The sequence below is a fragment of the Mesorhizobium ciceri biovar biserrulae genome, from assembly GCF_001618845.1.
GTDB classification, from domain to species: Bacteria; Pseudomonadota; Alphaproteobacteria; order Rhizobiales; family Rhizobiaceae; genus Mesorhizobium; species Mesorhizobium ciceri.
Map to the genome: position 1 here is coordinate 3,611,455 of NZ_CP015064.1, position 17,250 is coordinate 3,628,704.

At 63.2% G+C, this 17,250-nt stretch carries 16 protein-coding genes, 1 tRNA gene and 1 riboswitch; of the genes, 3 read left to right on the plus strand and 14 right to left on the minus strand.

Translation table 11 applies throughout. The features are described 5' to 3' along the window. Positions 1 to 7 precede the first annotated feature (7 nt). Positions 8 to 187, minus strand: coding sequence for a CbtB domain-containing protein (locus A4R29_RS16880; RefSeq protein ID WP_013531117.1), 180 nt, complete (start codon positions 185 to 187; stop codon positions 8 to 10). Positions 188 to 223: 36 nt separating this feature from the next. After that, a riboswitch (cobalamin riboswitch) is annotated at positions 224 to 428 on the minus strand. A gap of 56 nt (positions 429 to 484) precedes the next feature. Further along, positions 485 to 1,684 carry an MFS transporter gene (locus tag A4R29_RS16885; RefSeq protein WP_013531116.1) on the minus strand — a complete coding sequence of 400 codons (1,200 nt, stop codon included), beginning with the start codon at positions 1,682 to 1,684 and terminating at the stop codon, positions 485 to 487. A 223-nt stretch (positions 1,685 to 1,907) separates the two neighbouring features. Here A4R29_RS16885 and A4R29_RS16890 point away from each other — a divergent pair, with 223 nt between their 5' ends. After that, a complete protein-coding gene (locus tag A4R29_RS16890) occupies positions 1,908 to 2,906 on the plus strand; it encodes a heparan-alpha-glucosaminide N-acetyltransferase (protein ID WP_063172413.1) in 999 nt (332 codons plus the stop codon). Beyond that, positions 2,903 to 3,379, plus strand: a complete 477-nt coding sequence (locus tag A4R29_RS16895; RefSeq protein WP_024501351.1) for a methyltransferase family protein — start codon at positions 2,903 to 2,905, stop codon at positions 3,377 to 3,379. Before A4R29_RS16890 ends, A4R29_RS16895 begins: the two co-directional genes overlap by 4 nt. An 85-nt stretch (positions 3,380 to 3,464) precedes the next feature. On the opposite strand, the gene A4R29_RS16900 is transcribed toward A4R29_RS16895, so the two are convergent. The 3 genes from A4R29_RS16900 to A4R29_RS16910 form a co-directional block, all read right to left on the minus strand. Continuing rightward, a complete protein-coding gene (locus A4R29_RS16900) occupies positions 3,465 to 3,851 on the minus strand; it encodes a MerR family transcriptional regulator (RefSeq protein ID WP_013531113.1) in 387 nt (128 codons plus the stop codon). A gap of 157 nt (positions 3,852 to 4,008) precedes the next feature. Beyond that, positions 4,009 to 5,427 (minus strand): magnesium transporter, encoded by a 1,419-nt coding sequence (gene mgtE, locus A4R29_RS16905; RefSeq protein WP_013531112.1) that lies wholly within the window; start codon positions 5,425 to 5,427, stop codon positions 4,009 to 4,011. A 189-nt stretch (positions 5,428 to 5,616) separates the two neighbouring features. Beyond that, positions 5,617 to 5,701 (minus strand) — tRNA-Leu (locus A4R29_RS16910). Positions 5,702 to 5,935: 234 nt separating this feature from the next. Between A4R29_RS16910 and lipB the strand changes: the two genes are divergently transcribed. Continuing rightward, positions 5,936 to 6,679, plus strand: coding sequence for a lipoyl(octanoyl) transferase LipB (lipB, locus tag A4R29_RS16915; RefSeq protein WP_013531111.1), 744 nt, complete (start codon positions 5,936 to 5,938; stop codon positions 6,677 to 6,679). Positions 6,680 to 6,700: 21 nt separating this feature from the next. Here lipB and A4R29_RS16920 read toward each other — a convergent pair whose 3' ends face one another. The 9 genes from A4R29_RS16920 to nuoN form a co-directional block, all read right to left on the minus strand. After that, positions 6,701 to 7,951 (minus strand): peptidase M50, encoded by a 1,251-nt coding sequence (locus A4R29_RS16920; RefSeq protein ID WP_024501354.1) that lies wholly within the window; start codon positions 7,949 to 7,951, stop codon positions 6,701 to 6,703. 520 nt (positions 7,952 to 8,471) lie between these two features. Continuing rightward, positions 8,472 to 9,155, minus strand: coding sequence for an ABC transporter ATP-binding protein (locus tag A4R29_RS16925; RefSeq protein WP_027160544.1), 684 nt, complete (start codon positions 9,153 to 9,155; stop codon positions 8,472 to 8,474). Further along, a complete protein-coding gene (locus A4R29_RS16930) occupies positions 9,152 to 10,438 on the minus strand; it encodes a lipoprotein-releasing ABC transporter permease subunit (protein ID WP_013531108.1) in 1,287 nt (428 codons plus the stop codon). The genes A4R29_RS16925 and A4R29_RS16930 overlap by 4 nt, the downstream gene beginning before the upstream one ends. Then, entirely contained in the window at positions 10,435 to 11,763 is a 1,329-nt protein-coding gene (gene proS / locus A4R29_RS16935; RefSeq protein WP_013531107.1) for a proline--tRNA ligase, read from the minus strand. Before proS ends, A4R29_RS16930 begins: the two co-directional genes overlap by 4 nt. A 633-nt stretch (positions 11,764 to 12,396) precedes the next feature. After that, positions 12,397 to 12,681 (minus strand): DUF1467 family protein, encoded by a 285-nt coding sequence (locus A4R29_RS16940; protein WP_013531106.1) that lies wholly within the window; start codon positions 12,679 to 12,681, stop codon positions 12,397 to 12,399. Further along, positions 12,678 to 13,082 carry a methylmalonyl-CoA epimerase gene (mce, locus tag A4R29_RS16945; RefSeq protein ID WP_013531105.1) on the minus strand — a complete coding sequence of 135 codons (405 nt, stop codon included), beginning with the start codon at positions 13,080 to 13,082 and terminating at the stop codon, positions 12,678 to 12,680. The genes A4R29_RS16940 and mce overlap by 4 nt, the downstream gene beginning before the upstream one ends. A gap of 110 nt (positions 13,083 to 13,192) precedes the next feature. Further along, positions 13,193 to 14,863, minus strand: a complete 1,671-nt coding sequence (locus A4R29_RS16950) for a ribonuclease J (RefSeq protein ID WP_063172414.1) — start codon at positions 14,861 to 14,863, stop codon at positions 13,193 to 13,195. Between the two features lie 117 nt (positions 14,864 to 14,980). Then, positions 14,981 to 15,802 carry a biotin--[acetyl-CoA-carboxylase] ligase gene (locus A4R29_RS16955; protein ID WP_024501356.1) on the minus strand — a complete coding sequence of 274 codons (822 nt, stop codon included), beginning with the start codon at positions 15,800 to 15,802 and terminating at the stop codon, positions 14,981 to 14,983. Between the two features lie 5 nt (positions 15,803 to 15,807). Then, positions 15,808 to 17,244 carry an NADH-quinone oxidoreductase subunit NuoN gene (gene nuoN, locus A4R29_RS16960; RefSeq protein WP_013531102.1) on the minus strand — a complete coding sequence of 479 codons (1,437 nt, stop codon included), beginning with the start codon at positions 17,242 to 17,244 and terminating at the stop codon, positions 15,808 to 15,810. Between the last annotated feature and the right edge of the window lie 6 nt (positions 17,245 to 17,250).

Genomic DNA, 17,250 nt, shown 5'->3' on the forward strand with positions numbered 1-17,250 from the left:
CCCCTCGTCAGTGGCAGGGAAATGCCATCGAATGGCGATAGTCGTGAGCCGCATTGTGGACCGCATCGATATGCGAGAAGCCGACAAAGCCCATCACGAAAATGCCGAGCAGCGCGGCAAGCGCGAGCTGCATGAAGCGCGACTGCGAGGAGACGGAAGCGCCGAGGGAGACGGAAGCGGTAGTCATGTCTTGTCCTTTCGCCCTCCACCCGAGGGCATCGAAGTCAGTTTCCTGTCGCCGGCAGGTCTCCTGGCTCACGGATCAGCGTCCTTCCCCACCTTCCCGAAGAAAAATCTTCAGTGGCATATGGAGAGGACTACCGCACACAGTTGCGGGGGCAGCCACGGCATTGGGCGAAATCCGCCCTTACCGCATTCCCTCTTGGCTCCAAAATGGAACCGGCGACACCGGCGACTATAGGCAGAATCCTCGCGTCCGGCAAACCAAATTCCGCCGGCGACCGTTGCGAATGCGCCATGAAGGTCAAAGCGATTTCGGCAGATAGCGCCACGTCACGAAGCCGCAGACCGCCGCCAGCAGGCCGAGCGTGACGAACACCGAGCCCAGGCCGAAGAAGGCCAGCACCACCGAATAGACCAGCGGCGGCGTCAGCTCGGAAAAGTCGAGATAGGTGCGATAGACCGCCGCCATCTGCGATCTTTCATAGGAGCGCACCGAGCGCATGAAGGCGGTCGAGCCGAGCGCGTCGAGTGCAATGGTGAAGAAGGCGCCGCAGAGCAGGAAGGCGCCGGTGAGCAGCGGCACGGTTTCGCCGACGAAGCCCGCCGCCAGAAGCGCGACCGACATGGCGAAATAGGCAAATGTCATGGTCCTGCGGCCGCCAAAGCGCTTTCCCGCCTTGCCCCAGAAAATCGCCATGAACAAAAGCGCGTTGCCGGCCGAAACCAGCAGGCCGCCCGCCAGCTTGCCCTCACCCGTAATGACCATGAACAGCGGCCCATAGACGAAGAACGTCGTCCAGAAACAGGAGCGCCCAAACGCGATCAGCCAGGCCAGCCTGAGCCTGGGCTGGGCGATGAAGCGGCCGATATTGGCGAGCGGATTGGCTGGTCGCGTCTTGCCGGGACGGATCGACGGGTTGTCGCCGAGCCGGTAGGTCCAGAACAATGCCAGCAAGGCTAACGCGAACACGGCCACCGCGCCATGCGCGGCATAGACGCCGAAGCGCGTGTAGAGGAAGATGCCGAGCGTCGGCCCACCGGTCCAGGCCAGCATCGACCACGCCATGCGCAGCGATTCGGCCTGCATGAAGTCGGTCTTGCGGATGTGGTCCATGATGTAGAGGTTGAGCGTGATCGACAGCGCGCTGGCGCCCATCACCCGGCACAGCATGCCGGCCAGTTGCCCGGCAAGCGTGTCGGTGACGAAGAACAGCGAGCCGATGGCCAGCAGGCAGGCGCCCGCCGTGTAGACCCAGCGCCGGGCGAAACGGCGGATCAGCATCGGCATGAACAATGTCACCGACAGGCCGAGCATCGCCACGACGGTGTAGAGGATCGAGACGATCTGCTCGTTGTGCAGGATCTCGTAAGCCTGGATCGGGATGACGCTCGACACCGTGGCGCGGGCGAAGGATTCGACCGCATAGAGCGAAGCGAAGGTGCGCGCGTCCGCGGCCTTGAGGGCCGGTAGCCAGATCGGATGGCGCACATGGGTGGACATTGCTTTCCCCGAAGCAGATTCACCGGGTCAAATCTGCCGTGGCGACCTCAGCGCCAATAAGAGGAAACCGACGTGCATCCGGCAAAAGCGAAGCCGGCCAAAGGCTTTCCGGCACTGGCCCAATGCCGCGGCTGATCCGGCGTTATCGGCAGGGTTGCCGGTCTTCTTTTGTCCTGGGCAACCGTGATAGTCCTCCAGCGGGGCTGAATCAGAATGCGAGACCATGAGCATCCAAACGCCGACCGCGCCCGTTCAGGATCGACCAAAGCGCATCGTCGCCATCGACATCGTGCGCGGCATCGCGCTGATCGCCATGGCAAGCTACCATTTCACCTGGGATCTGGAGTTCTTCGGCTACACCGATCCCGGCCTGACCGCCTTCGGCTGGTGGAAGATTTACGCGCGCTGCATCGCCTCGACCTTCCTGTTCCTGGTCGGCGTCAGCCTGTATCTCGCCCACGGCCGACAAATCCGCTGGAACGGCTTTTGGAAGCGGTTCGCCATGGTCGCCGGAGCCGCGATCGCGATTTCGGTCGTCACCCGCATCGCCACTCCGGACGGCTTCATCTTCTTCGGCATCTTGCACGAGATCGCGCTGGCCAGCCTGCTCGGTCTCGCCTTCCTGCGCCTGCCGGCGCTGCTGACGCTTGTCGTCGCCGCGCTCGTTATCGCCGCCCCCGTCTATCTGCGCTTCGAGGCCTTCGATCACCCATGGCTGTGGTGGGTCGGCCTGTCGGCGAACAATCCGCGCTCCAACGACTACGTTCCGCTGTTTCCGTGGTTCGGCGCCGTGCTTGCGGGCATCGCGGTGACGAAACTCGCCGCAGGTGCCGGCCTGCTTGCCAGGCTTGCCAATCTGGCGCCCGGTCGCTTGGCCAACCCGCTGGTCTTCATCGGCCGGCACAGCCTGGCTTTCTATTTGATCCACCAGCCGCTGCTGATCGGCTGCGTCTGGCTGTTCTCGCAGATCATGCCGGCGCAGGTCGAAACCCCGCAGGTGAATTTCCTCAAAACCTGTCAGCTGTCCTGCGAGCAGTCGCGCGACACCGAGTTCTGTACGAGCTACTGTGTCTGCATGCTCGATACGCTCGAGGGCGAGTCCACGCTTGATAGGCTCTACAACAACGATCAGACTGCGGAGTGGAAAGCGCATTTGTCCGATCTCGCCGGCATGTGCACCGCCAAGACCGACAGCAAGTTGATGGAGGGAGGGGCCGAATGACCGAGAACCAGCCGAAGCCGGGGCTCATACCGTGGCCGCCGCTGATCTACATCGCCGCCATCGCCGTCAGCATCGCACTGGGCCTGCTCTATCCCCTGCCCTGGATCGGCGACCTGCTGGGCGATATCCTGTTCGCGGCCGGCTGGGTGGCGCTGTTTGCCGTCGCCGCACTCTGGTTCACCGCGATCCGCACCATGATCCGGGCCAAGACCACGCTCAACCCCAACGCTGTACCCGATCACCTGGTCACCACGGGTCCCTTCGGCGTCACCCGCAATCCGATGTATCTGGCCAACACGCTGCTGTTGATCGGCGTCGCCTTTGTCTCGGGCATCGTGTGGTTCCTGCCGCTGGCGTTCATCGCCGCCTATGCCACGCAGAAGGTGGCGATCGAAGGCGAGGAAAAGGTGCTGGCAGCAAAATTCGGCAAGAAATACCGCGACTACGCCAAACGCGTGCGCCGCTGGATTTGAGCTGGCTTTCAAGCGGCCAATCTCCCCCCTCGTGGGGGAGATGTCCGGCAGGAGAGAGGGGGGCGCTGTCCCTCAAACTCTCTGCCTACGTATTCACGCCAAGCTCCACCAGCCGCTCCACACAAGACTCCTCGGCCTGGTCGAGTTCAGCCAGCGTCTCCTCGAGGTCGCGGCGTTTCTGCCGGAGATCCTCGCGCTTTTCCTCGATGCGCTTGATCATCAGGTTGAGCTGGCCGACTTCGCCGGGCGGCTCCTTGTACATCTGGATGATTTCGCGAATCTCGTTGATCGAGAAGCCAAGCCTTTTGCCGCGCATGATCTGGCGAATGAGCTGCCGGTCGGAGGGGCGAAACAGCCGCGTGCGGCCGCGCCGCACCGGCTGCACCAGTCCTTCGTCCTCGTAAAAGCGCAGCGTCCGCGTCGACACGTCGAACTCGCGGGTCAACTCGGTGATCGAATAATATTCTCGCATTGCCACTCCCACACGCCGAAACACCGGGGCGATCGCCATGCCGGCGTCACCCTTCTGTCCCGAACCAAAACCCATGCCATGCCGGAATCGACATGGCGCCCCGCGCGAGCCTCGCACGGCATTTACGTAAAAGTCAATTGAGCCAAAAGGCGTGCCCTCAGGGCACGCCGAACCACCACGTGGCAATGCCGAGAAATGCAAAGAAACCGACGACGTCGGTAACCGTGGTGACGAAGACCGCCGAAGCGACCGCCGGATCGACCTTGAAACGATCGAGCAGCAGCGGGATCAGGATGCCGGCCAGGGCGGCCACGAACATGTTGATGATCATCGCCGCCGCGATGATCCCGCCCAGATTGGGATCACGGAACCAGGCTGCCGCGACGATGCCGATCAGGATGGCGAAGACGATGCCGTTGATGAAGCCGACACCCATCTCGCGGCGAATGATGCGGCCGGCATTGTAGATGTCGAGATCCCTGGTCGCCAACGCCCGCACGGTGACGGTCATGGTTTGCGAGCCGGCATTGCCGCCCATGCCCGCCACGATCGGCATCAGCACCGCCAGTGCCACGATGTGTTCGATCGTGCGGTCGAACAGGCTGATCACCGACGCCGCCAGGAACGCGGTCAGAAGGTTGATCAGCAGCCACGGAACGCGTGAGCGCGAGGTCGAAAAGATGCTGTCGGAAAGCTCTTCGTCGCCGACGCCGCCCATGCGCATCAGATCTTCCTCGGCCTCCTGCTGGATGACGTCGACGACATCGTCGATGGTCAGAACGCCAACCAGACGTTCGTTCTCGTCGACGACCGCGGCCGACAAAAGATCGTACTGCTCGAATTCCCGCGCCGCCTCTTCCTGGTCCATGGTGGCCGGAATGGCGTGCCGCGTCTCGTGCATCACCTCCTCGACCTTGACCGAACGCTTGGTGCGCAGGATCTGGTCGAGGTCGATGGCGCCGAGCAGCTTGAAGCTCGGATCGATGACGAAGATCTGGCTGAAGCGCTCGGGAAGATTGTTGTCCTCGCGCATGTAGTCGATGGTCTGGCCGATCGTCCAGAACGGCGGAACCGCGACGAACTCGGTCTGCATGCGGCGGCCGGCCGTCTCTTCGGGATAATCGAGCGAGCGGCGCAGCCTGATCCGCTCGGTGAACGGCAGTTGCGACAGGATCTCGTCCTGGTCTTCCTGGTCGAGATCCTCGAGAATGTAGACGGCGTCGTCGGAATCGAGCTCCTGCACCGCCTGCGCGATCTGCGCATTGGGCAGATTGTCGACGATCTCCATACGGATCGCCTCGTCGACCTCCGTCAGCGAGGAGAAGTCGAAATCGGCGCCCAGGAGTTCGACCAGCGCGCGGCGCTGTTCGGGATGCAGCGCCTCGAGCAGGTCGCCGAGCTCCGACTGGTGCAGGTCGTCGACTTCATGCTTGAGGGTCAGCGTGTCGCGGTCGGCGATCGCCGCGCCGATCCGCGCCAGGAAGGACGAAAGCACGGCGCCGTCCTCGCCATAGATGTCGGCGTGGTTGTCCTCGGCGGCCCCGGCGCCGGTCGTCCGTTCGTGCTCGCCTTCCACCAGCGCCTCCCGCCACAAGAATCCCGGAAAAGGTGCAAATCAGGTCTAGAGCATCGGACCCAAAAGGGGAAACCGGTTTTGGAGAATCCGACGCTCAAAAAGAAAGTGGCGTAAAGCGCGGGAATATCAACGAAATGCGTCCGGCCCGCAGCGGGCGAGACCGGCACAAATCGGATTATGGGAAGAGAATGGTGCGGTCGAGAAGACTCGAACTTCCACGGGTTGCCCCACAGCGACCTCAACGCTGCGCGTCTACCAATTCCGCCACGACCGCACGTGGTAGAGCCGGAACCGACCGGCTCGCGGCGTGTAGCAAATCGTTTCCGGTGAAACAAGTGCACGGCAAGCAATAATGTCAGGCGATTGGCATAATGCTCCACAGGGCCCGAACGCAGCGCCGGAACTGGACGTTTGCGCCTGATATCGCCATATGGAAGGCAAGTTGATGTCGCCCAAAGGTGCGAGGCGTTTTTGGGCGCGCCATGGACAAACGAAAAGACGATACGCCATGACCGAACGCAGCCAGATCGCCACGTCGTTCCTGCCGCTTCCCGGCTCGGCACCGGTCGAATGGCTGATCGAGCCCGGCCTTACCGCCTATCCCGAGGCACTTGCCTTCATGGAGGCGCGCGCCGAGGCGATCCGCAGCGGCGCTGCCGGCGAAATGGTCTGGTTGGTCGAACACCCGCCGCTCTACACGGCCGGCACCAGCGCCCGTGGCGAGGATCTGATCGACGCCAGCCGCTTCCCGGTCTTCGCGGCCGGACGCGGCGGCGAATACACCTATCATGGGCCGGGCCAGCGGGTCGCTTACGTCATGCTCGACCTGAAGCGGCGGCGCGAGGATGTCCGCGCCTTCGTCGCGGCGCTCGAACAGTGGATCATCGGCACGCTTGCCGCTTTCAATGTGCGGGGCGAGCGCCGCGAGGACCGGGTCGGCGTCTGGGTCGTGCGGCCGGATCGCCCTGCTCTGCCGGACGGCTCGCCGGCGGAGGACAAGATCGCGGCCATAGGCATCCGGCTGCGGCGCTGGGTGAGTTTTCACGGCATCGCCATCAATGTCGAGCCCGATCTCGACCATTTCAGCGGCATCGTGCCTTGCGGCGTGCAGGACCACGGCGTCACCAGCCTCGTCGACCTAGGCCTTCCCCTGACCATGGCCGATCTTGACCTGGCGTTGAAATCCGCCTTCGAGGATGTGTTCGGTCCCGCCACGGCCTTGCCTGTCGAAGCGGCCCGCAAAGCCGGCTGATCCTTCCGGATCCGGTACGGCTCAAATCAGCTGGGCGGAGGCCCACAACACGCCATAGCCATGGATGGCGAACACCGCCAGCAACGCCGCCGCCATGGCCAGCCGGTCGATGGTGCGGATCGGCTTCAGCTCGTGACGCGGCTTCACCCCGCTGCTCATCGTCAGCAGGCTGAGGAGCGAAAACACCGCTCCCGTCGCGAGCAGGAAGGTGGCGGAAAAGCCGGCCTGCCAACCCACGGCCAGGAAAGCCGAGAGCAGGAAGAAGGAAGCCAGCGCCAGCGCGACCGGCCCCGGACAGATCTGGCGCAGCACCTGGCCGCCGTCGAACTTCCACACCGGCACCAGATTGGCGATGTTGAACAGTGCGGCGAAGCCCGCCAGGGTCGCCAGCAGGGCCGCCGCCAGCCGGTGACCTTCCGCGCCGGCAAAGGTGCTTGCTGCGATGGCGATCGGCACCAGGAAGGCCGAAAAGCCGGCGCCCATCAATGCCACGAAAGCCACTTCGAAACGGCTGTCATAGGGCCGCCCGCCAATGGCGATGCCGCCGAGCAGCGGAATGAAGATCATCCGTGCACGGTTGTGCCCCATCAGCCGGAACGCCGCCATATGGCCAAGCTCATGCAAGGCGACCACCGATGTGAGGATCGCGGCCAGTGCCAGACCGCCGAAGTGAAGGCCGAAGAATGGCCACAGGATCAGCGCCGAAAGCCCGGCAAAGCCGACCTGGCTGAGCGGATGCTCGAACCAGCCGCCCTTGCGATACTTTCCGGTCCGCGCCCAGCGCTGCAGCTTGGAGAGTTCGCGGCGCAGGGCGAAATAGCGGAACACCAGGAAGGCAACGCCACGATAGCGATCGGTCTGGCTGAGCGTCACCCGCGTGCTGTTGCCTTCCGAAACGAGTTCGGCGGTTTCGCGAAAGTCCTTCCAGAACGAAGCGTCGAGTGCCGTATCCTCGATGACCCGCATCGAGAAGCGGCTGCCTTCGACGACGTCTTCGAACCGCGACTTGCGTTCGATCGGCTTGCCGTCGCGACCTTCCCAGGACAGCGTGATGCGGGCCACGCCCTCGCCGTCCGGGGCCTCGGCGGACAGGATCTCACCGGACCAGCCGGCATCGCTGCCGAGCGGCCACAGCGCCTGCCAGAGGCGCTGCCGATCCATCGCCACCAGACGGGTCAGCCGGACCGTGCGCAAACCAAGCGGCACCGTCATCAACAGAAAGATCAGCCCGAGATTGCTGGCCACCAGAATGGCCGTGACGATGGGCGACACCTGGACGTTGCTCCCTGTCTTGCCGGGGCACTCTAACGTCGCTGCGGCAAGAAAAGCTTAACGGCGGAGCGGTCTTCGACCGCATGGGACCCACGGCGGCGAACGCCGCCAAATCACATGGCTCCAATCCAGATCGCCATGGAGACGAGAAAGGTGCTCATGCAAACCAGTGAGATGACATCCTGAACCAGATCGGTCATAACTCTCTCCTGTTGTTGATATGTTCGTATTTTGTTCTAATTTTGTTTCAAAGTCAACGGACACAATCCGGCTACGTCCAGAATTTCCAGGCGACCAGATCGGCAGGGTTAAGAAAAGGTTGACGGGCGAACGACGGTTGCCCAGCGCCGACCAGGGCACGACGAGACTGGGGTCAGGCCGAGCCGAGAATGGTGGATTTCGAGAACCGGAGCGGAGCGTACTTTTGGGTACGTGAGCACCGTTCTACCGCGACGGGGTAGAACGGGAAGCGCAGGAAGCCGCCTTTCGCAGGCCGGCCTCCCCCCAGTATCGCCGTGCCCTAGAGCGGCACCACTTTGCCGTCGGCCAAGGTGACGCGTCGGTCCATGCGCGATGCCAGCTCGTGATTGTGGGTGGCGATCAGCGCCGCGAGGCCCGATTGCTTGACCAGCGCCGCCAGCGCCTCGAACACATAGGACGCGGTGACCGGGTCGAGATTGCCGGTCGGCTCGTCCGCCAGCAGTACCAGCGGCGCATTGGCGACCGCACGCGCAATGGCGACGCGCTGCTGTTCGCCGCCGGAGAGCTCGGACGGCCGGTGCGCCGCGCGTTTGCCGATCTGCATGTAATCGAGCAGCTGCGCCGCGCGCTCGGCCGCGTCCTTGCGGCTGAGCCCCTTGATGAGCTGCGGCATCATTATGTTTTCCAGCGCCGAGAATTCCGGCAGCAGATGATGGAACTGGTAGACGAAGCCGACATCGTTGCGGCGGATCGCCGTGCGCTCGTCGTCGGACAGCCGCCCGCAGGCGCGGCCGGCCAGGATGACGTCGCCGGCGTCGGGACGCTCCAGCAGGCCGGCGGTGTGCAGCAGCGTCGACTTGCCGGTGCCAGACGGCGCCACCAGCGCCACCATCTCGCCGCGCTTCAGCGAGAAGTCCGCACCATTGAGAATGGTGAGCTTTCGCGGTCCCTGGACGTAGTGCCGCTCGACGCTCTTCAGCTCGATAATGACCTCGGCCACTATTCGTACCTCAAGGCTTCGACCGGATCGAGACGCGCGGCGCGCCATGCCGGAAACACCGTTGCCAGGAAGGACAGGCCGAGCGCCATCAGGACGACATAGGTCGTCTCGCGCGGATCCATCTTCGCCGGCAACTGGCTGAGGAAATAGAGTTCAGGATTGAACAGCACCTTACCGGTCATCCACGAGAAGAACTGGCGGATCGATTCGATGTTGGTGCAGATCAGTACGCCGAGCAGCACACCGGCAAGCGTGCCGGTCACGCCGATCGCCGCACCCGTCATCAGGAAGATGCGCAGGATGGCGCCGCGCGACGCCCCCATAGTGCGCAGGATGGCGATGTCGTGGCCCTTGTCCTTCACCAGCATGATCAGGCCGGAGATGATGTTCAGCGCCGCCACCAGCACGATCAGCGTCAGGATCATGAACATGACGTTGCGTTCGACCTGCAACGCGGAGAAGAAGGTCTCGTTGCGCTGGCGCCAATCGACCATGTCGATCGGCCGCTGCGCCGCCGCCTCCACTTTCGGTTTCAGCGCATCGACATCGTCTGGATTGTCGACATAAATCTCGATCGTTTGCGCCCGCCCGTCCATGTTGAAATAAAGCTGCGCTTCGGAAAACGGCATGTAGACGATGGACGTGTCATATTCGGACATGCCGACTTCGAAGATCGCCGCGATCTTGTAGCCCTTCATGCGCGGCGTGGTGCCGATCGGCGTCACGTCGCCGTCGGGCGAAATCAAGGTGATGGTATCGCCAAGCGTCAGGCCGAGATTCTCAGCCATGCGCTTGCCGATGGCAACGCCCTCGCCAGAATCGAAATCGGCGATCGAACCCTGCTTGATGTTGCTGGCAACGATGGCGATCTTGCTTAGATCCTCGCCGCGTATGCCGCGAACCAGCGCTCCGGTTCCGCCGCCGACATTGCCTTGCGCAAGCACCTGGCCATCGATCAGCGGGATGGCGTATTTGACGCCTGCTACACCGTTGATGCGGCTGGCGACCTGCGCATAGTCCTCCAGCGGCGAATCGAGCGGCTGCACGATCAGGTGGCCGTTGACGCCGAGGATGCGCGTCAAAAGCTCCGCCCTGAAACCGTTCATCACCGCCATGACCACGATCAGCGTGGCGACGCCCAGCATGATGCCGAGGAACGAGATCGAGGCGATCACCGAGATCACCGTCTCCTTGCGCCGCGAGCGCAGATAGCGCCAGGCGACCATGCGCTCGAAGATGGAAAAGGGTCCGGCGCCGACCGATCTTGCCGCCACCGCCTCGCTCATGCGGCGACACCGAAGCGCTTCTTCGCATCCGCGATCGGCAGCGTCTCGCGCTCGCCGGTCTTGCGGTTCTTGATCTCGATCTCGCCGGCGGCGACACCGCGCGGTCCGACGATCACTTGCCAGGGAAGGCCTATCAGGTCGGCGGTGGCGAACTTGCCGCCGGGCCGCTGGTCGGTGTCGTCGTAGAGCACGTCCTTGCCGGCGGCGACGAAAGCGGCATGCAGTTCGTCGCAGACGCCGTCGCACTCGGCGTCGCCCGCCTTCATGTTGATCAGTCCGATGTCGAACGGCGCCACCGCCTCCGGCCAGATGATGCCGTTGTCGTCATGGCTGGCTTCGATGATCGCCGCGACCAGCCGCGACGGACCGATGCCGTAGGAGCCGCCGGAGACGAAATGATCCTTGCCGTCGGGTCCGGTCACCTTGGCGCCCATGGGCTTGGAATATTTGTCACCGAAATGGAAGATGTGGCCGACCTCGATGCCGCGCGCCGAAACCTTGTCGCTCTCGCCGATCTTCTCCCACGCCGCCTCGTCATGCATCTCGTCGGTGGCGGCGTAGGGCGTCGTCCATGTCTTGACGATGTCGGCGATCTCGGCGTCGTTGGCAAAATCGGTGTTGGCGCCGGGCACATCGAGCGCAAGATAGTCGCGGTGGCAGTAGACCTGGCTCTCGCCGGTGTCGGCCAGGATGATGAATTCGTGGCTGAGATCGCCGCCGATCGGCCCGGTGTCGGCCCGCATCGGTATTGCCTGCAGCCCCATGCGCGTAAAAGTCCGAAGATAGGACACGAACATCCTGTTGTAGGCCGCCCTGGCGCCTTCGAAGTCGAGATCGAAGGAATAGGCGTCCTTCATCAGGAACTCGCGCGACCGCATGACGCCGAAGCGCGGCCGCACTTCGTCGCGGAACTTCCACTGGATGTGGTAGAGATTGAGCGGCAGGTCCTTGTAGGACTTCACATAGGCGCGGACGATCTCGGTGACCACTTCCTCATTGGTCGGGCCGTAGAGCATGTCGCGGTCCTGCCGGTCCTTGATGCGCAGCATCTCCTTGCCGTAGTCGTCATAGCGGCCGCTTTCGCGCCACAGATCGGCCGACTGGATGGTCGGCATCAGGATTTCCAGCGCACCGGCGCGATCCTGCTCCTCGCGGATGATGCGGCAGACCTTGTCCAGCACCCGCTTGCCGAGCGGCAGCCACGAGAAACTGCCCTGCCCCTGCTGGCGGATCATGCCGGCGCGCAGCATCAGCCGGTGCGAGACGATCTCGGCCTCGCGCGGATTTTCTTTGAGGATCGGCAGGAAATAGCGCGACAAACGCATGGGCAGGTCCGTGAGTGAGGAGGGCCGCGTCAGAATCGGCGCGACTTTGGCTTGCTTGACCCGGCTTCATAGCCATTTCAAGGCGGAATGGGAACCCGGACGCTTCGGCCCGAAAAGCGGAATCGATTTCCAAAAAACATGGGTAGCCGGGATCAGAAGCGTCGCACCGCCGTTCGCCCGTCCAGAAGACCCACGGCGCTGCAAGGCCTCCCGGTCACTGTGCGCGTCTTGGTGATCGTTCGCCAAGCAACGCCTGCCACACTATTGTGCAGTGCAGCACGAGAATGCCCGTTTCAAGGCAAAATTCTTCGTGACATTTTCATTCGCCTTAGGCTAATGTACCTCGATAACCGAGAGGGCAGAAAAAAATCTGCTCTCCTACGCGGTCAAAGTCTTGGGAGGATGCGATCTAGGCGCGGTTACTCGCTGCCGCCGGAAACCGGAAACAGATCGGACGCGTTTAAATTGCAAGGCCTCGTGCCTTGCATTTTTTTTGTGCAATCATCTGCTTAGCGCAACGCGTTGCCAAACCACCTTACCCGGCGTCAGCGCTCGTCAGGCCGCAAAACGGCACGACGTTCCCCGCCGAAACCCGCCCGGTTCCGACATATGAAAACGCCGTCGCTGGACAGTCTATTTAGCCGGCGTCTGGCTGAATTCCGGCACGATGTGCGGGATGTCGTTGAGGCTGTATCCCAGCCCATGCGTCAGGCCATAGAAAATGCCCATCAGGATCGCGGTGGCGATGGTGGTGCGGATCACGGCGCGCAACATGTGAGGCCCACGCGGCGCGCTCGGAACCGTGCCGAGCGTCACGTCGTGATCGTCGTCCTGCGTCCTCACGCTGAACGGCAGCACGGCAAACAGCACCACCCACCAGGTCGCGAAAAACAGGGCTGTGAACGAAACCCAGCTCATGATTGCTCCAGTTCGATCAGCGTGCCGAAGAAATCCTTCGGATGCAGGAACAGCACCGGCTTGCCGTGCGCGCCGATCCTCGGGTTGCCGTCGCCCAGCACGCGGGCGCCGGCGGCCTTGAGCTGATCGCGCGCGGCCAGGATGTCGTCGACCTCATAGCAAAGGTGATGCATGCCGCCGGAGGGATTCTTCTCCAGGAAGGCGGCGATCGGCGATCCCTCGCCCAAAGGCTCCAGAAGTTCGACCTTGGTGTTGCCGACATTGACGAACACCACCGTCACCCCGTGCTCCGGCAGCGCCTGCGGCGCCGTCACCTCCGCGCCGAGCGTGTTGCGGTAGGCCGCTACGGCAGCAGCCAGATCCGGCACGGCAAGCGCGACATGGTTCAGACGTCCGAGCATAGGCTTTCCTCAGGGCAGTATGGCAATAGGGCAGTATGGCAATAGGGGAAAAGCTGACCTGCCTCGTATCGAAATCCCTACTGCCCTACTCCCTTACTGCCCCACTCCCCTCAGCGAGTGACGAACACCGTCACCAACGGCTTCTTGCCCCAGGCTTCGTTGGCGGCGCCGCGCACGGCGCGCCGCACTGCTTCCTGCACCAGGTCGAGGTCTTTTCGGCGCTGACGGGGGATCGAGTCCACCGCGCCGATTGCCGCATCGATCATCAGATCTTCCAGCGACTCGCCACGGCCATCGGCCTCGGCGACGCCGATGGCGACCAAATCGGGGTCGCCGGCAAGCTCATATTTGTCGTCCAACACGACATTGACCGCCACGTGGCCGGCAAAGGACAATTTGCGCCGGTCGCGGATGCCCATCGCCTGATCGGTGCCGATCAGTCTGCCATCCTTGTAGATACGGCCGAACGGCACCTGATCCATGATGGTGGCTGGGCCGGGAGCAAGCCTGAGCATGTCGCCGTCGCGCACCTGCGCCACCTGGCCGATGCCCGATGTCGACATCAGCGAGCCCTGCGCCACCAGATGTGCCGCCTCGCCATGCACGGGAACGCCGATCTGCGGGCGCACCCATTCATACATCTTGCGCAATTCGCTGCGCCGCGGATGGCCGGAGACATGCACCAGCGCATCGCCATCCTCGATGATCTTGACGCCGAGGTCGATGAGACGGTTCTTGATCTCGAGGATCGCCTTCTCGTTGCCGGGAATCGTACGCGAGGAAAACACCACCGTGTCGCCTGCCGTCAGCGATACCGACTTCATCTCTTCGCGCGACAGCTTGGCCAGTGCGGCCAGCGGCTCGCCCTGGCTGCCGGTGCAGATGATGACCAGGTTTTCGCGCGGGATGAAACCAAAATCCTCCTCGGCGATGAACTCCGGCAGACCGTCCATGTAGCCGAGTTCGCCGGCCACATCGATGACCCGCTTCAGCGAACGGCCAAGCACCAGGCACTGGCGTCCGGCATCGCGGGCCGCTTTGGCGATCGAGACGATGCGTCCGACATTGGAGGAGAACGTAGTGACGGCGACGCGGCCCTTGGCAGCCTGGATGACGCCCTTGAGGCCCTCGCCCACAGCCACTTCCGAAGGCGACTCGCCTTCGCGCAGCGCATTGGTCGAATCGCAGATCAGCGCCAGAACGCCCTTGTCGCCATAGGCGCGGAAACGCGCCTCGTCGGTCTTCTGCCCGATCGTCGGCTCCGGATCGATCTTCCAGTCACCGGTATGGATGACGGTGCCTGCCGGCGAGGTGATCGCCAGCGACATCGGCTCGGAAATCGAGTGCGCGACCGGAATGGCTTCGATCTCGAAGGGGCCGACGGTGAATTTCTCGCCCGCCCGGTAGATCGTGACCGGTATTTTCGGTGCGCCCTGCTCGCCTTGCCGCTTGGCTTCCAGCAGGCCGGCGCTGAACGGCGTCATCCAGACCGGCGCCTTCAGCTTCGGCCATGTGTCGAGCAGCGCGCCGTAATGGTCTTCATGCGCATGCGTGATGATGATGCCGCGCAGATTGGCGAGGTTCTCCTCGATGAAGCGTGTGTCGGGCAGCACCAGGTCGACGCCCGGCAGGCTGGCATCGGGGAAGGTCACTCCGACATCGATGACGATCCATTCGCGCGCGCTGGGCGGCCCGTAGCCGTAAAGAGCGAAGTTCATGCCGATCTCGCCGACGCCGCCGAGCGGCACGAAGACGAGTTCGGCGTTTTCCGCTTTCGCCATGATTTTTCCCTTCCTGGCCCTCAGGCCAAGCTCAAAAGCAATTCCGGGAAAAGTGTGTAACGGTTTTCCCACCGGAGTTGCGCAAAAACAAACAGTTAGAACCGTTCATGAACGGCCCTATGCCCTGGCCGAAGCGACCGCGCCGAAATGCACATCGCCGGCGGCGATCGTCCGAACCGAACCTTCATCGTCGCGGATCACGAAACGGCAGTCCTCGTCAATGGTCTCAAACACCCCGCGCACCACATTACCGTCAATTCTGACGGCAACCTCGCCGCCGAGCCCCGCGGCACGATCAAGCCACCGTCGCCTGACGGCGGCAAGTCCGCGCCCCTCATCCCACAATCGGGCATTCTCGCTCCAGGCATCCGACAGCGCCAGGAACAGTGTTTCCGCATCGCATGCCGCGCCCAGCGCGCGCAAGGAAGTTGCGGGATACGGCAAATCCTCAGGGTATGCCACCACATTGACGCCGATGCCGACCGCCACTCCGAAACGGCCGCCCTCGAGGATTGCCGATTCCAGCAGGATGCCGGCCAGCTTGGCGCCGGAGGCAAGCACGTCGTTCGGCCATTTCAGCTCGAAACGGTTTTTTCCTTCGCTGCCACCGTCGAGGCCAATGGCGATCCGGCCCTTCGGCACCACGGCATCGAGTGCATCGGCCAGTGCCAGTCCTGCGACGAAGCCCAATGTCGCGGCAAGGCGAAGCTCTGCCTTGGTGATGACGAGCAGCGTCGCCGCCAGATTGCCTTCCGGGGTCGCCCAGACGCGGCCGCGCCGGCCACGCCCGCTTTCCTGCTTCTTGGAAACGACCCACAATTTGCCGGAGTCGCCTGCCCTTGCGTGGTCCAGTGCCAGCGCATTGGTGGAGCCGACGCTCTCATGCGCCTCGAGCCGGAACCCTTCCGACGCCGAGGTTGGAGCCAGCCGAAATGCCATGCCGTCTAGAAAAACGTCTTGGCGGCGGCTTCGGCATAGGTGCCGATCGGCCCACCGATCAACACGTAGAACAGCACGAAGGCGCCGGAGACGCCGAGCACAACACGCAATTCCGTCGCCATCGGCACGAAGCCGCCGACCGGTTCGTCGAACCACATGATCTTGATGATGCGCAAATAGTAATAGGCGCCCACTACCGAGGCCAGCACGCCGATGATCGCCAGCGCGTAGAGATTGGCGTTGATGGCGGCGAGGAAGACGTACCATTTCCCCCAGAAGCCGGCGAGCGGTGGAATGCCGGCGAGTGAGAACATCAGGATGGTCAGGATCGTCGCCATGACCGGATTGGTCGACGACAGGCCGGCCAGGTCGCTGATCTGCTCGACATTACCTTCCTTGCGCCGCATGGCGAGGATGAAGGCGAAGGTGCCGAGCGTCATCACCAGATAGATCAGCATGTAGATGGCAACGCCGCGCACGCCGGCCTGGCTGTTGGCGGCAAGGCCGACCAGCGCGTAACCCATATGGCCAATCGAGGAATAGGCCATCAGGCGCTTGATGTTGGTCTGCCCGATTGCGGCGAAGGAGCCGAGTGCCATCGAGGCGATCGAGATGAAGACGATGATCTGCTGCCAGTCGGCGGCGATTGGCTTGAACGCGCCCATGGTGACGCGCACGATCAGTGCCATCGCCGCCATTTTCGGCGCCGCCGCCAGGAAGGCCGTCACCGGAGTCGGCGCGCCCTCATAGACGTCAGGCGTCCACATGTGGAACGGCACCGCGGAAATCTTGAAGGCAAGGCCGGCCAGCACGAAGACGAGGCCGAAAACGAGGCCAAGCTGGCGCTCGCCGCTGCCGAGTGCCGTGGCGATTTCCTGGAAGCCGGTGTTGCCGGTGTAGCCGTAGACCAGGCTGATGCCATAGAGCAGCATGCCCGACGACAGCGCACCGAGAACGAAATATTTGAGGCCCGCTTCGGTCGAGCGCAGATTGTCGCGGTTGATCGCGCACAGCACATAGATCGCCAGCGACTGCAGCTCGAGGCCGAGATAGAGGCCGATCATGCTGTTGGCCGAGATCATCAGCATCATGCCGAGCGTGCACAGCAGGATCAGCACCGGATATTCGAACTTGTCGAAGCGTTCAGCCTTGGCGAAGCGCATCGACATCACCAGCGTCACCGCCGAGCCAACCAGTGCCAACACCTTCATGAAGCGGCCGAAGGAATCCTGGATGAAGGCATTGCCATAAGCGCTGCCCTGCCCGGTTCGGAAGATCAGCCAGGCGCCCGCGATCGCCAGCACGGCAACCGCGAGGCCGGTTACCGTGTTGGCCGTGTTGGCGCGCGAATAGGCTCCGACCATCAGCAGCGCCAGCGCGCCGACGGCAAGGATCAGCTCTGGCGTCGAGAGCGACAGGCTGGAGAGAAGGTCCGGCGTCATGGTTCG

Coding starts and splice junctions, on each gene's coding strand:
- A4R29_RS16880 (WP_013531117.1), bottom strand. CDS start 187: ATGACTACCGCTTCCGTCTCCCTCGGCGCTTCCGTCTCCTCGCAGTCG.
- A4R29_RS16885 (WP_013531116.1), bottom strand. CDS start 1,684: ATGTCCACCCATGTGCGCCATCCGATCTGGCTACCGGCCCTCAAGGCC.
- A4R29_RS16890 (WP_063172413.1), top strand. CDS start 1,908: ATGAGCATCCAAACGCCGACCGCGCCCGTTCAGGATCGACCAAAGCGC.
- A4R29_RS16895 (WP_024501351.1), top strand. CDS start 2,903: ATGACCGAGAACCAGCCGAAGCCGGGGCTCATACCGTGGCCGCCGCTG.
- A4R29_RS16900 (WP_013531113.1), bottom strand. CDS start 3,851: ATGCGAGAATATTATTCGATCACCGAGTTGACCCGCGAGTTCGACGTG.
- lipB (WP_013531111.1), top strand. CDS start 5,936: ATGACCGAACGCAGCCAGATCGCCACGTCGTTCCTGCCGCTTCCCGGC.
- A4R29_RS16930 (WP_013531108.1), bottom strand. CDS start 10,438: ATGAGCGAGGCGGTGGCGGCAAGATCGGTCGGCGCCGGACCCTTTTCC.
- proS (WP_013531107.1), bottom strand. CDS start 11,763: ATGCGTTTGTCGCGCTATTTCCTGCCGATCCTCAAAGAAAATCCGCGC.
- A4R29_RS16940 (WP_013531106.1), bottom strand. CDS start 12,681: ATGAGCTGGGTTTCGTTCACAGCCCTGTTTTTCGCGACCTGGTGGGTG.
- mce (WP_013531105.1), bottom strand. CDS start 13,082: ATGCTCGGACGTCTGAACCATGTCGCGCTTGCCGTGCCGGATCTGGCT.
- A4R29_RS16950 (WP_063172414.1), bottom strand. CDS start 14,863: ATGGCGAAAGCGGAAAACGCCGAACTCGTCTTCGTGCCGCTCGGCGGC.
- A4R29_RS16955 (WP_024501356.1), bottom strand. CDS start 15,802: ATGGCATTTCGGCTGGCTCCAACCTCGGCGTCGGAAGGGTTCCGGCTC.
- nuoN (WP_013531102.1), bottom strand. CDS start 17,244: ATGACGCCGGACCTTCTCTCCAGCCTGTCGCTCTCGACGCCAGAGCTG.